The organism is Amycolatopsis sp. cmx-4-83, assembly GCF_046548815.1.
Taxonomy (GTDB): Bacteria; Actinomycetota; Actinomycetes; order Mycobacteriales; family Pseudonocardiaceae; genus Amycolatopsis; species Amycolatopsis pretoriensis_A.
Window position 1 is genome coordinate 92,384 of sequence record NZ_JAEBEF010000004.1, and the last position, 14,939, is coordinate 107,322.

Below are 14,939 nucleotides of genomic sequence, written 5' to 3' on the forward strand. Positions count from 1 at the left end.
CCGGCTGGTCGAGTACCTCCGGCGGGTGACCGCCGAACTGCAGCAGACGCGCACGCGCCTGCAGGAGGTCGAGTCCGGCGAACCCGAGCCGATCGCCGTCGTCGGCATGAGCTGCCGGTACCCCGGTGGCGTGGCGTCGCCCGACGACCTGTGGGACCTGGTGCGGGACGGCCGCGACGCCGTCACGCCGTTCCCGGCGGACCGCGGCTGGGACCTCGCCGCACTGTCCGATCCGGACGGTCGCGGCACGAGTACCGCGGCCGCCGGCGGTTTCCTCGACGACGTCGCCGGGTTCGACGCGGACTTCTTCGGCATCTCGCCGCGCGCCGCTCTCGCGATGGACCCGCAGCAGCGGATCCTGCTCGAATCGGCGTGGGCGCTGTTCGAGGACGCCGGCGTCGACCCGGCGGGCCTGCGCGGCGGCCGCACCGGCGTGTTCGTCGGCGCGTCCTCCTCCGGCTACGGCAGCGGCTGGTCCGTGGCCCCCGAGGGGCTCGAAGGCCACCTGCTCACCGGCAACGCGGGCAGCGTGATCTCCGGCAGGCTGGCCTACCAGTTCGGCCTCGAAGGCCCCGCAGTCACGGTGGACACGGCGTGCTCGTCGTCGCTGGTCGCGCTGCACCTCGCCGCCCAGGCCCTGCGCGCGGGCGAATGTTCGCTCGCGCTCGCGGGCGGGGTCATGGTGCTGGCCTCGCCGACGTTGTTCGTCGAGTTCAGCCGCCAGCGCGGGCTGGCCGCGGACGGGCGGTGCAAGTCCTTCGCCGCCGCCGCGGACGGCACCGGCTGGGCCGAAGGCGTCGGCCTGCTCCTGCTGGAACGGCTGTCCGACGCCCGCCGCAACGGTCACGACGTCCTCGCCGTGGTCCGCGGTTCCGCGGTCAACCAGGACGGCGCGAGCAGCGGTCTCACCGCCCCCAACGGCCCGTCGCAGCAACGGGTCATCCGCGACGCGCTGGCCGGGGCCCGGCTCGCACCGTCCGATGTGGACGCGGTCGAGGCACACGGCACCGGCACCCGGCTCGGCGACCCGATCGAAGCGCAGGCCGTGCTGGCCACCTACGGCCGCGACCGTCCGCACCCGCTGTGGCTGGGCTCGCTGAAGTCGAACATCGGGCACGCCCAGTCCGCCGCCGGTGTCGGCGGCGTGATCAAGATGATCCAGGCCCTGCGCCACGGCGTGCTGCCGAAGACGCTGCACGTCGACGAGCCGACCCCGCACGTCGACTGGACGGCCGGGAACGTCCGGCTGCTCACCGAGCCGGTGCCGTGGCCCGAGACCGGGCGGCCGCGCCGGGCGGGCGTGTCGTCGTTCGGGATGAGCGGCACGAACGCCCACGTCATCCTCGAGCAGGCCCCGGCGGCCGAACCGGCCGGGCTGACCGCGTTGCCGGTCACGCCGGTGCTGCTGTCCGCGCGGACCGCGTCCGCCTTGCGCGAGCAGGCCGAACAATTGTCCACTGTGGACGCGGATCTGCCGGAGCTGGCGGCCGCGCTGGCCACGCGGGGCGGGCTGGACCACCGGGCCGTCGTGGTCGCCGGCTCGCAGGACGCGCTTCGGGCGGCGTTGCGCGAGTTCGACGTCATCCAGGGCGAACCCGGCGGCAAGACGGCGTTCCTGTTCACCGGCCAGGGTTCGCAGCGGGCCGGGATGGGCCGCGAGCTGTACGAGGCGTTCCCGGCCTACGCGGCAGCCTTCGACGCCGTGTGCGCACACCTCGACCCGCGGGTACGAGAGCTTTCGGGGTCGGCGGAGACGGAACTCGCCCAGCAGGCCATCTTCGCCCTCGAAGTCGCGCTCTACCGGCTGCTGGAGTCGTGGGGGGTGCGGCCCGACCTGCTCCTCGGGCACTCGGTGGGCGAGATCGCGGCCGCGCACGTCGCCGGCGTGCTCTCCCTCGAAGCCGCCTGCACGCTCGTCGCCGCGCGGGGCCGCCTGATGCAGGCCCTGCCGGAAGGCGGCGCGATGATCGCCGTGCAGGCCACGGAAGCCGAAGTCCTGCCGCTGCCCGAAGGTGTTTCACTGGCCGCGGTGAACGGCCCGGACTCGGTGGTGCTGTCCGGGGTCGCCGAAGCGGTCGAGGCGGTCGCCGCGAAGTTCGCGAAGACCAAGCGGCTCAAGACCAGTCACGCCTTCCATTCGGCGCTGATGGAACCGATGCTCGCCGAGTTCCGCACCGTCCTCTCCGGACTTTCCTACGCCACCCCGGCGATCCCGCTCGTGTCCACTGTGGAAGAGGACGCGGCCTGGGACGCGGACTACTGGGTCCGCCAGGTGCGGCAGCCGGTCCGGTTCCACGACGGCGTCGAGCGGCTGCGCGCCCAGGGCGTCACCGTCTTCGCCGAACTGGGCCCGGCCGCGGTCCTCGCCCCGCTCACCGACGGCGCCGTCCCGCTGCTGCGCGCCGACCGGCCCGAGGCCGCGACTCTGATCCGCGGCCTGAGCACCCTGCACGTCCACGGCACGGCCGTCGACTGGCCGTCGTTCTTCGGTGGCGCACGACGCCTTCCGCTGCCGCACTACCCGTTCGAGCACGAGCGGTTCTGGCTGGCCTCGCCCGTCGCGCCCGGCGACGTCACCGCCGCCGGGCTCACCCACCCCGACCACCCGCTGCTCGGGGCCGCGCTGGCGCTGGCCGACGGCGACGGCTTCCTGTGCACCGGCCTGCTTTCGCCGCGGTCGCACCCCTGGCTCGCCGACCACGTGGTGCTCGGCTCGACGCTGGTGCCGGGCACGGCGTTCGTGGAGCTCGCCCTGCGCGCCGCCGAGCAGGCCGGCTGCGACGGCATCGGCGAACTCACCCTCGAAGCGCCGCTCACCCTCCCGGACAGCGGCGTCGAGGTCCAGATCGCCGTCGGCGCCCCCGGCGCAACGCGCACCCTGCGGATCTACTCGCGCCCGGCCGGCTCGGCGTTCGACGAGCCCTGGACCCGGCACGCCACCGGCACGCTGACCAGCGGAAACCGGCTCGCGACCAGCGCGGTCGAGTGGCCGCCCGCGGGTGCCGAACCCGTCGACGTCGACGACCTCTACACCCGGTTCGGCGACCGCGGCTTCGGCTACGGCCCGGCGTTCCAGGGCCTGCGCGCGGCCTGGCGGCGGGGAACCGACGTCTTCGCCGAGGTGCAGCTGCCCCTGGACAACGCGGGGAAGTTCGCGCTGCACCCGGCGTTGCTCGACAGTGCGCTGCACGCGATGGCGCTCGGCGTTCTCCCGGACACCGGTGCGGGCCGGGTGCCGTTCAGCTGGACCGGCGTGACGGTGCTCGCGCGCGGCCGCTCGACCCTGCGCGTCCGGCTGTCGGCCACCGGTCCCGAGACGATCACGCTGGTGGCCACCGACGAAGCCGGGGAGCCGGTCGTCGCGGTCGAGGCGCTGACCGTGCGGCCCGTGGCGGTGCCGCGGCAGTCGCTGTTCGCCCTCGACTGGCCGCAGTTGCCGCCGGGCGGCACGGCCGAGGACATCCGGGCGGCGTTCCTGACCGTCGACGCCGGTACGGATCCCGCCGCGGTGCACGCTGAGACCGCGCGGGTGCTCGCCGAGCTGCAGGACTGGCTCGCCGCGGATCCCGCACCGGACGAGCGCCTGGTCGTCGTGACGCGGGGCGGGGACGACCTCGTGGGTGCGGCCGTGGGCGGTCTGGTCCGGGCCGCGCAGGCCGAGCACCCCGAGCGGTTCGTGCTGGTGGACACCGACGACGTCGAGGGGCTGACCCGGTTCCCGGCCGGCGAGCCGCAGTTCGCGGTCCGCGAGGGCCGGGTGTTCGTGCCCCGCCTGACCCGCGCCGCCGTGCCGGCGGCCGATTTCCCCTCGTGGGACAAGGTTCTCGTCACCGGTGGCACCGGCGCGCTCGGCACCGCGCTCGCCCGGCACCTCCTCGACCGGGGCGTCGGACGCGTCGTCGTCGCGGGTCGCCGCGGTCCGGCCGCCCCCGGGGCGGCGGCCCTCACCGAGCTGGGTGCCGAGGTCGTGGCCTGCGACTTCACCGACCGGGACGCCGTTTCGGCGCTGGCCGGCTCGCTGCCCGGGCTCTCGGCGGTGGTGCACGCCGCCGGAGTGCTCGACGACGGCGTCCTCACTTCTCTGACACCGGAGCGGCTCGAGGCCGTGCTGCGGCCGAAGGTGGACGCGGCCTGGCTGCTGCACGAACTCGTTCCCGACGCGCACCTCGTCCTGTTCTCGTCGGTCGCGGGCGTCTTCGGCGCGGCCGGACAGGCGAACTACGCCGCCGCCAACGCCTACCTGGACGCGCTGGCGGACCACCGTCGCGCTGCCGGTCTCCGGTGCAGCTCGATGGCCTGGGGTGCTTGGGAAACCGGCATGGCCGACGGCCGCGCCGGACTGTCCATCGAGGACGGTCTCGCGCTGTTCGACGCAGCGTTGTCCGCGGATCAGGCGGTCACCCTGCCCGTGCGACTGGACCTCGCGGCCTTGCGCGGCGGTCCGGTGCCGGCGTTGTTGCGCGGTCTCGTGCGTACCCCGGCCCGGCGCGTCCGCCCGGTTTCGTCGTTCGGCGACCGGCTGACCGCCGCGCCCGCGGCCGAGCGGGAGACGTTGCTGCTGGACCTGGTGCGGACGGAAGCGGCGGCCGTGCTCGGGCACGAGCCGGGTGCCCGCGTCGACGCCACGCGTGCGTTCAGCGACCTCGGCTTCGACTCGCTGACCGCGGTCGAGCTGCGCAACCGGCTCGCCGAGGCGACCGGGCTCCGGCTGTCGTCGACGCTCGTCTTCGACCACCCCGGCGCGGACGCGCTGGCCGCGTACCTCGGCGCGGAGCTGCTGGGCACGTCGGTGTCGGAAGTTCCGGCGACGGTCGTCCCGGCCGACGAGCCGATCGCGATCGTGGGCATGAGCTGCCGGTACCCCGGCGGCGTCGCCTCGCCGGACGACCTGTGGCGACTGGTCGCGGAAGGCCGCGACGGCATCGGGTTCTTCCCGGAAGACCGCGGCTGGAACGTAGAACACAGCACCGACCCGGAGCGTTCGGGCACGACCTACACCCGTGAAGGCGGGTTCCTCTACGACGCCGCCGAGTTCGACGCGGCGTTCTTCGGGATCTCGCCGCGGGAGGCGCTGGCGATGGACCCGCAGCAGCGGTTGCTGCTGGAGACGTCGTGGCAGGCGTTCGAACACGCGGGCATCGCGCCGGATTCGCTGCGGGGCAGCCGGACCGGCGTCTTCGCCGGCTTGATGTACCACGACTACGGCGCCCGGCTGACGACCGCACCGGCGGACGTCGAAGGGTTCCTCGGGATCGGGAACTCCGGCAGTGTCCTTTCCGGACGGATTGCGTACTCGTTCGGACTGGAAGGCCCGGCGGTCACGGTGGACACGGCGTGTTCTTCGTCGCTGGTCGCGTTGCACCTGGCTTCGCAGGCGCTGCGGTCGGGCGAGTGTTCGCTCGCGCTGGCCGGGGGTGTCACGGTGATGGCGACCCCGGCGACGTTCGTCGAGTTCTCGCGCCAGCGCGGACTCTCGGCCGACGGGCGGTGCAAGTCGTTCGCCGCCGCGGCCGACGGCACCGGGTGGGGTGAAGGCTCCGGCGTCCTCGTTCTGGAACGCCTGTCCGACGCCCGGCGCAACGGGCACCGCGTGCTCGCGGTGGTCCGCGGTTCGGCGGTCAACTCCGACGGTGCGTCGAACGGCTTGACGGCGCCGAACGGGCCGTCGCAGCAGCGGGTGATCCGCGCTGCGTTGGCGACTGCGGGTTTGACACCGTCCGATGTGGACGTCGTCGAGGCGCACGGCACCGGTACTCGACTCGGGGATCCCATCGAGGCCCAGGCTGTGCTCGCCACCTACGGGCAGGATCGCGCGGAGCCGCTGTGGCTCGGGTCGATCAAGTCGAACATCGGCCACACGCAGGCGGCGGCGGGGGTCGCGGGTGTGATCAAGATGGTGCAGGCCCTGCGGCACGGGGTCTTGCCGAAGACACTGCACGTCGACGAGCCGACCCCGCACGTCGAGTGGACCGACGGTGCGGTTCGGCTGCTCACGGAGTCCGTCGAGTGGCCGGCTTCCGGCCGGCCTCGGCGGGCCGGCGTGTCGTCGTTCGGGATCAGTGGGACCAACGCGCACGTGGTGCTGGAAGAGGCTCCCGATGCCGTGGTCGCGTCGGCCGGGCTGCCGGTCGTGCCGTGGGTGCTCTCGGCCAAGTCGCCTGCTGCTCTTCGTGAGCAGGCACGACGGCTGATTGCGGCGCCGGAGCAGCCGGTCGAGGCGGTGGCTCGCACGTTGGCCACCGGACGCGCGGCGCTGGACCACCGGGCTGCGGTCGTCGGTGCGGACCGGGCCGAACTGCTGCGCGGGCTCGAGGCCGTGGCGGCGGGGTCGGGTGCCCACGTTGGACAGGCCGAGAGCGGCAAGGTCGCGTTCCTGTTCACCGGGCAGGGTTCGCAGCGGGCCGGGATGGGCCGGGAGTTGTACGAGACCTTCCCGGTCTACGCGGCTGCTTTCGACGCTGCCTGCGCCTATCTTGACCCGCGGGTCAAGGAACTCTCCGGGGCAGCGGATACCGATCTCGCACAGCAAGGCATCTTCGCTCTCGAAGTGGCTCTCTTTCGCCTGGTGGAATCGTGGGGTGTCCGGCCCGACGTCGTCGTGGGGCACTCGGTGGGCGAGATCGCGGCGGCGCACGTCGCCGGGGTACTGAGTCTCGAAGACGCGGCCACGCTGGTCGCGGCGCGGGGGCGGTTGATGCAGGCGCTGCCCGAGGGTGGCGTGATGATCGCGGTCCAGGCGTCCGAAGCGGACATCAAGTTGCCGGAGGGTGTTTCCCTGGCTGCGGTGAACGGGCCGGACTCGGTGGTGCTGTCGGGCGAGGAAGCTGCCGTGACCGAGTACGCGTCGACGTTCGCGAAGACCAAGCGGCTCAACACGAGTCACGCTTTCCATTCGGCACTGATGGAGCCGATGCTGGCCGAGTTCGCGGCGGCGATCGACGGGCTCGCCATGGCCGAACCGGTCATCCCCTGGGTGTCCACTGTGGAAGGCGACGGCTCGGGCTACTGGGTGCGTCAGGTCCGGGAGTGTGTCCGGTTCGCTGATGCGGTCGCGGCCACGGACGCGCGGACGTTCGTCGAGATCGGGCCGGACGCGGTGCTGAGCGCGATGGTCGACGGTGCCGTTCCGGTGCTGCGGGCCGGTCGCGCCGAAGTCGCGTCGGCGATGTCCGCGTTGGCCCGGCTGTACGTCAGCGGGGTTACGCCGCGGTGGTCGGCCGTGTTCGCCGAATCGACTCCCGTCGATTTGCCCGGTTACGCCTTCGAGCGCAGCCGGTACTGGCTCGACGCCGGTCCGGCCGCGGGGGACGTGACGGCGCTCGGCCAGTCCGCGCCCGGGCACCCGCTGCTGGGCGCGGCCGTCGAGCTGCCCGACGCGGGGACGGTGTTCACGGGTTCGCTGTCGGCTCGGACGGTGCCGTGGCTGGCCGAGCACGAGGTGCTGGGCACGCCGTTGCTGCCGGGTTCGGCGTTCGCGGAACTGGCGTTGCGCGCGGGCGCGGAACTGGGCTGGCCGGTCGTCGACGAACTGACGTTGGGCGCGCCGCTCGTCCTGCGCGGCGAGGTCACTCTCCGCGTGAGGGTGGGATCCGATCGCACCGTGACCATCCACTCGCGACAGTCCGATGAGGACGTTTGGACGCTGCACGCCACCGGCAAGGTGAGCGCGGAAGCCGTCGAAGGGGAAGACCTCACCGAATGGCCGCCCGCGGTCGCGGTGCCGCTGGACGACCTCTACGACCGCGCCGCGGAACAGGGTTTCGGTTACGGACCTGCGTTCCAGGGCCTGCGGGCGGCTTGGCGGGACGGCGAGACGGTGTACGCCGAGGTCGCGCTGCCGTCGGAGTACGCGCCGGAGGACTACGGCCTCCACCCGGCCCTGCTCGACGCGGCTCTGCACGGACTCGGCCTCGGCGGCTTCGTCGACGGCCCGCACCTGCCGTTCTCGTGGACGGGCGTGTCCCTGACGGCGGCCGGTGCGGGCGCCCTGCGGGTCCGCATCCGGCCCGCGGGCCCGGACGCGGTGACACTGACCCTCGCCGACGAGACCGGCCGCGCGGTGGCGAGCGTGCGCTCGCTGGCCTTGCGCCCGGTGGCGGCTGCGCAGGTCACGCATCCCCTGTACCGCCTGGACTGGGTCCCGGCCGACGTCACCGAGCCGGTGCCGGTGGTCGCCGTCGAGTGGGAGTCGTGTGACCTGGCCGAGGCGGTGGCGAACGCTCTCGCGCTGGTGCGGAACTGGCTCGCCGACGAGCGCTCCGCCACGGCCCGCCTGGTCTTCGTGACCCGGGGTGCCGTGGCGACGCGGCCGGGGGAGGACGTCACCGACCTGCCTGCGGCCGCGGCTCGCGGCCTGCTGCGGACCGCGCAGCTGGAACACCCGGGCCGGTTCGTGCTGGCCGACCTCGGCCCGGACGACGAGCTGCCCGCGTTGCCCGGCGAGCCGGAAGCCGCGGTCCGGAACGGCCGCGTCCTCGTGCCGCGACTGGCCCGCGCCGAAGCGGCCGGCGACCCCGTGCGGATCGCCGGCCCGCGGGGGACGGTCCTGATCACCGGCGGCACGGGTGCCCTCGGCGCGGCCATCGCGCGCCGGCTCGCGGAGCAGGGGACCGGGCACCTGGTGCTCACCTCCCGCCGCGGCCTCGACGCGCCCGGGGCCGAGGACCTCGTCGCCGAGCTGGAAGCCGCCGGGGCGAAGGTCACCGTGGTCGCGTGCGACGTCGCCGACCGGGCGGCCGTGGCGGACCTGGTCAAGACGCTGCCCCCGACCGCGGTGGTGCACGCGGCCGGCGTCCTCGACGACGGCCTCCTCGCCACCCAGGACCCGGCCCGCCTCGCCGCGGTGCTCGCCCCGAAGGCCGATGCGGCCCGGCACCTGCACGAGCTGGCCCCGGACGCGAACCTGGTGCTCTTCTCCTCGGTCGCGGGCGGCTTCGGCAGCGCGGGGCAGGCGGGGTACGCGGCAGCGAACGCCTACCTCGACGCACTCGCCACCCACCGCGCGGCCCACGGCCTCCCGGGCCGATCGCTGGCCTGGGGCCCATGGCTGGACGGCGGCATGGCCGCCGAGCTCGCAGCGACCGAGCGGCGCCGCATCGAGGGCGGCGGCGTGGGTGCGGTTGATGCCGAGGCCGAGGCCCGCCGTTTCGACGGTGGTGGTCTGCGTGCGGTTGATACCGCGGCTGAGGGCCGTCGTTTCGAGGGTGGTGGCGTGGGTGCGGTTGATGCCGCGGCCGAGGGTGGTGGCGGTACCGCACCCCAGGTTGCTGCGGCCGAGGGCCGCCGTATGGAGGGTGGTGGCGATACCGCAGCCCAGGTCGCCGCAACCGAGGGCCGCCGGATCGTGGGTGGCGGCGGTACCGCTGCCCAGGTTGCCGCAGCTGAGCGCCGCCGGATCGAGCGCAGTGGTATGCGCTCGATCGATACCGAAACCGGGCTGGCGATGTTCGACGCCGCCCTCTCGCACGCCGAACCCGTGCTCTGGCCGGTGCTGCTCGACCACGCCGGCCTGCGGGCCCGGGGCGAGCACCTCCCGCCGATCCTGCGCGGGCTCGTCCGGGTGCCGATCCGGCGGGCCGCCTCGGCACCTCGCACCGAGAACCTCCTCGAGGTCGTCCGGGCGGAGGCAGCCGCCGTGCTCGGGCATGCGTCGGCCGCCGCGGTCGATGCCGGGCAGGCGTTCTCCGAGCTGGGGTTCGACTCGCTGACCGCCGTCGAGCTGCGCAATCGGCTCGACGCCGTCACCGGGCTGCGGCTCGCCGCGACCGTCGTGTTCGACTACGCCACCCCCGCCGCACTGGCCGAGCACCTCGAAGCCGAGCTGACCGGGGAACGCGCGGACTCGGAAGCGCCGGTGATCGCGGCCGTCGACGAGCCCATCGCCATCGTCGGCATGAGCTGCCGCTACCCGGGTGGCGTCACCAGCCCGGACGACCTCTGGCGCCTGGTCGCGGAAGGCCGTGACGGGATCGGCGAGTTCCCGGCCGACCGCGGCTGGGACGTCGAGTACGACCCCGACCCCGAGCGCACCGGCACGACCTACACCCGCGAGGGCGGATTCCTCTACGACGCGGCGGAATTCGACGCGGCGTTCTTCGGGATCAGCCCCCGCGAAGCCCTCGCCATGGACCCGCAGCAACGACTGCTGCTCGAGACGTCGTGGGAAGCCTTCGAGAGCGCCGGAATCGACCCGGGTTCGCTGCGCGGCAGCCGGACCGGTGTCTTCGCCGGCCAGATGTACCACGACTACGGCGCTCGCCTGACCACCGTTCCCGAGGGCGTCGAAGGGTTCGTCGGCATCGGCAACTCCGGCAGTGTCCTTTCCGGACGCGTCGCCTACTCGTTCGGGCTCGAAGGCCCGGCCGTCACCGTCGACACGGCGTGCTCGTCGTCCCTGGTCACCCTGCACCTCGCCGCCCAGGCGCTGCGGCAGGGGGAGTGCTCGCTCGCGCTCGCCGGCGGGGTCACGGTGATGGCGACGCCGGCGACGTTCGTCGAGTTCAGCCGTCAGCGCGGCCTGGCGCCGGACGGGCGCTGCAAGCCCTTCGCGGCCGCCGCCGACGGCACCGGCTGGTCGGAAGGCGTCGGGGTCCTCGTGCTGGAACGGCTGTCCGACGCCCGGCGCAACGGCCACCACGTGCTCGCCGTCGTGCGCGGGTCCGCGGTCAACTCCGATGGCGCGTCCAACGGCTTGACCGCACCGAACGGACCCTCGCAGCAGCGGGTGATCCGGGCGGCGCTGGCGACCGCGGGGCTCAAACCGTCCGATGTGGACGTCGTCGAAGCGCACGGCACCGGCACCCGCCTCGGCGACCCCATCGAGGCTCAAGCGGTGCTCGCCACCTACGGGCAGGGCCGGGAAACCCCGCTGTGGCTCGGGTCGATCAAGTCCAACCTCGGCCACACCCAAGCGGCCGCGGGGGTCGCGGGCGTGATCAAGATGGTGCAGGCGCTGCGCCACGGCGTACTCCCCAAGACCCTGCACGTCGACGAGCCGACCCCGCACGTCGACTGGACCGCCGGTGCCGTCCGGCTCCTCACCGAGCCGGTCAGCCTGCCGGAAGGGGTCCGGCGGGCCGCGGTGTCGTCGTTCGGGATCAGCGGCACCAATGCCCACGTCATCCTCGAGGCCGGTCCGGAACCTGCCGAAACGGCCGTCCCGGCGCACCCGTGCCCGCCCGTCGTGCTCACCGCCAGGTCGCCGGCCGCCCTGCGCGCGCAGGCGATCCGGCTGCGCGCGCACCTGGCCGGCCACCCGCTCCCGGCCGTGGCGCACGCGCTGGTCACCGCGCGGGCGCAGCACGCCCACCGCGCCGTCGTCGTCGGCGACGTCGAGGCCGGGCTGGCCGCGCTCGGCCGTGGCGAACCCGGCGTCGTCACCGGCGCCGTCGTGCCGGACGGCCGGACCGCGTTCCTCTTCACCGGCCAGGGCTCGCAGCGGCCGGGCATGGGACGTGAGCTGTACGAGGCGTTCCCGGTCTTCGCGGAAGCGTTCGACGCGGTTTGCGCGCACCTCGACCCGCGGCTGAAGACCGTTCTCGACACCGCCGAACTCGATCGCACCGAGTTCGCGCAACAGGCGATCTTCGCACTGGAGGTCGCGCTGTTCCGGCTCCTGGAAGCGTGGGGCGTCCAGCCCGACGTCGTCCTGGGCCACTCGGTCGGGGAGATCGCGGCCGCGCACGTCGCCGGGGTGCTGAGCCTCGAAGACGCGGGCACGCTCGTGGCCGCGCGCGGTCGATTGATGCAGGAACTCCCCGAGGGTGGCGTGATGATCGCCGTCCAAGCGTCCGAAGTGGACATCCGGTTGCCGGACGGCGTCTCCCTGGCCGCGGTCAACGGACCGGACTCGGTGGTGCTCTCCGGTGAGGAAGACGCGGTCACCGAGTACGCGGCGACGTTCGCCAAGACCAAGCGGCTCAACACCAGTCACGCCTTCCACAGTGGACTCATGGAGCCGATGCTCGAAGAGTTCCGAGAGGTCGTCGAGGGCCTGACCTTCGCCGACGCCGTCATCCCGATCGTGTCCACAGTGGAGGACGGCGACCCGGCCACGGCGGCGCACTGGGTCCGTCAGGTCCGCGAGCCGGTCCGGTTCCACGACGGCCTGCGCGCCACCGGTGCCACGGACTTCCTGGAACTCGGCCCCGATGGCGTGCTGAGCGCGATGGTCGGCGACGGCGAGGCCGTCCCGACGCTGCGTGCCGGCCGGCCGGAGGTGGCAACGCTGCTCACCGCGCTGGCCCGGCGGTACGTCCGGGGCGGCGCGGTCGACTGGGCCGCCGGCTTCGGCCCCGGCGGCGGGCACGTCGACCTGCCGACCTACGCCTTCCAACGCGAGCGGTTCTGGCTGGCCGCCGCGCCGACCGGCGACGTCACCTCGGCGGGCCTGGCCGCGACCGGCCACCCGCTGCTCGCGGCGGTCGTGCCGCTGGCGGACGAAGACGGCGTCCTCGGCACGGCCCGGCTCTCGCCGCGGACGCACCCGTGGCTGGCCGACCACACCGTCGGCGGCACCACGCTGCTGCCGGGCACCGCGCTGCTGGAGCTCGTGCTGCGGACCGCGGCAGAAGCCGGCTGTGACGTCGTCACGGAGCTGACCCTGGAAGCGCCGCTCGTGGTGCCGGAGCAGGGCGTTCAGGTGCAGGTCACGGTCGGTGCTCCCGAAGCCGGCGCGCGGCCGGTGCGGGTCCACGCCCGCCGGGACGCGGCCGAGCCGTGGACCCGGCACGCCGAGGGCACAGTCAGCGAGGGCGCCAAGCCCGCGGTGGCCTTGACCGAGTGGCCGCCCGCCGGTGCCGAGCCGGTCGCGGTCGACGACGTCTACCCGCGGTTCGCCGAGGCCGGGTTCGGCTACGGGCCGGCGTTCCAGGGCCTGCGGGCCGCGTGGACGCGGGGCGAGGAGCTGTTCGCGGAGGTCGGCCTGCCCGACGTCCCGGCGGGATTCCTGCTGCACCCGGCGTTGTTCGACGCGGCCCTCCACACGGCGGCGCTGCGAGGCGACGGCACCGCGAAGCTGCCGTTCGCCTGGACCGGCGTGCACCTCACGGCGACCGGGGCGACGAGCCTGCGGGTCCGGCTCACCCCGGTGCCGGAGGGGTTCGCGCTCGCCCTCGCCGACGGGACGGGCGCTCCGGTGGGGGTCGTCGACGCACTGGCCCTGCGGCCGTTCTCGGCCGAGGGCCTCGGCGTGCGCGACGCGCTGTTCCGCGTCGACTGGGTTCCGGCGGCGGTCACCGAGCGGCCGTTCACGAGCTGCGCGGTGCGCGATGACGACCCCGACCTGGTCGCCGCGCTGGAGCGGTCCGGTGCCGAGGTCGTGAGTGGGAAACAGTGTTCCAACCCCGGTTCCCGCTCACGACCGGAGGTGGTGTTCCTGCCGGTGCCGCGGCTCGAAGGCGCGGTGCCGGACGTGGTGCGGGAGACCGTCACGAGCGTGCTGGACACCGTACGGGAATGGGTGGCCGGGGACGGGGCACGGCTGGTCGTCGTGACCCGCGGGGCCGTCGCCACCCGGCCCGGCGAAGACGTGCCGGACCTCGCCGCGGCCGCGGTGTGGGGCCTGCTGCGCTCCGCGCAGGCCGAGCACCCGGACCGGTTCGCGCTGCTCGACCTGGACGACCCGGCCGCCGTGCCGGTGCCGACCGGGGAACCGCAGGCGGCGGTCCGCGACGGCGATCTCCTGGTGCCCCGGCTGGCCCGCGTCCGCGCCGGCGACGGCGAAGTCCCGGCGACCGGCGGAACCGTTCTGGTCACCGGCGGGACGGGCGCGCTCGGCGCCGCCGTCTCACGCCACCTGGCCACGCGCGGGGCCGAACACCTCGTACTGGTCAGCCGACGCGGCGAGGCCGCGCCGGGGGCCCCCGAACTGGCCGCTGAGCTGCGCGAACTCGGCGCGGACGTCACGCTCGCCGCGTGCGACCTCGCCGACCGGGACGCGGTGGCCGCGCTGCTCGCGGAACACCCCGTCACGGCGGTGGTGCACGCCGCCGGGGTGCTCGCGGACGGTGTCGTCGAGACCCTCACGCCGAAGCAGGTCGAGACCGTGCTGCAGGCCAAGGCCGACGCCGCCTGGCACCTGCACGAGCTGGCCGGCGACGTCACGGAGTTCGTCCTGTTCTCCTCGGCCGCGGGCACCCTCGGCACGCCGGGGCAGGCCAACTACGCGGCCGCGAACGCGTTCCTCGACGCGCTCGCCGCCCACCGCCGCGCGGCGGGCCTGCCCGCGCAGTCCCTCGCGTGGGGCCTGTGGACCGGCGGCATGGGCGACGGCGAACGCCGGGGCGGCGTCACCGCACTGTCCACGGAGGACGGACTAGCGCTGTTCGACGCGGCTCGCGCGGACGGCGGCGCGACGCTCGTCCCGATGCGGCTCGACCTCACGGTGCGCGGCGAAGTGCCCGCGCTGCTCAAGGGTCTCGTGCGGGCCCCGGCCCGCACGGCCGCACCCGCGCAGCTGCGGGAACGCCTGGCCGCGGTGCCCGAAGCCGGGCGGCTCGACGTGCTCGTCGGGTTCGTCCGCGCCCACGTGGCGGCCGTGCTCGGGCACGCCGACCCGGACGCCGTCCCGCCCCGGCAGGCGTTCCGCGACCTCGGCTTCGACTCGCTCACCGCGGTCGAGCTGCGCAACCGGATCGGCGCCGAAACCGGCCTGCGGCTTCCCCCGACGCTGGTGTTCAGCTACCCGGACGCGACCGCGCTCGCGACGCACCTGGAAGCCGAGCTGCACGTCGAACCGGCCGAGCCCGACCTGGCCGCCGTGCTCGCGGCGATCCCGGTGGACCGGCTGCGGGAAGCCGGACTGCTCGACGCGGTGCTGCGGCTCGCCGACCCGGCCGCCGGTCTCACCCGAACCGCCGAACCCGCCGAAGCCTCGATCGACGCCATGGACGTGGACGACCTCGTCTCCCTGGCCCTCGATCTTCCCTGACCAGAACGAA

Annotated in this window: 1 protein-coding gene and 1 pseudogene; both read left to right on the forward strand. The window is 74.3% G+C overall.

All coding sequences use genetic code 11. The features are described 5' to 3' along the window. Positions 1–4: 4 nt before the first annotated feature. A pseudogene (locus ACLJQM_RS13190) lies at positions 5–9,046 on the forward strand (SDR family NAD(P)-dependent oxidoreductase); the annotation flags it as partial. Between the two features lie 513 nt (positions 9,047–9,559). Beyond that, entirely contained in the window at positions 9,560–14,929 is a 5,370-nt protein-coding gene (locus ACLJQM_RS13195) for an SDR family NAD(P)-dependent oxidoreductase (RefSeq protein ID WP_410631807.1), read from the forward strand. Positions 14,930–14,939: the final 10 nt, after the last annotated feature.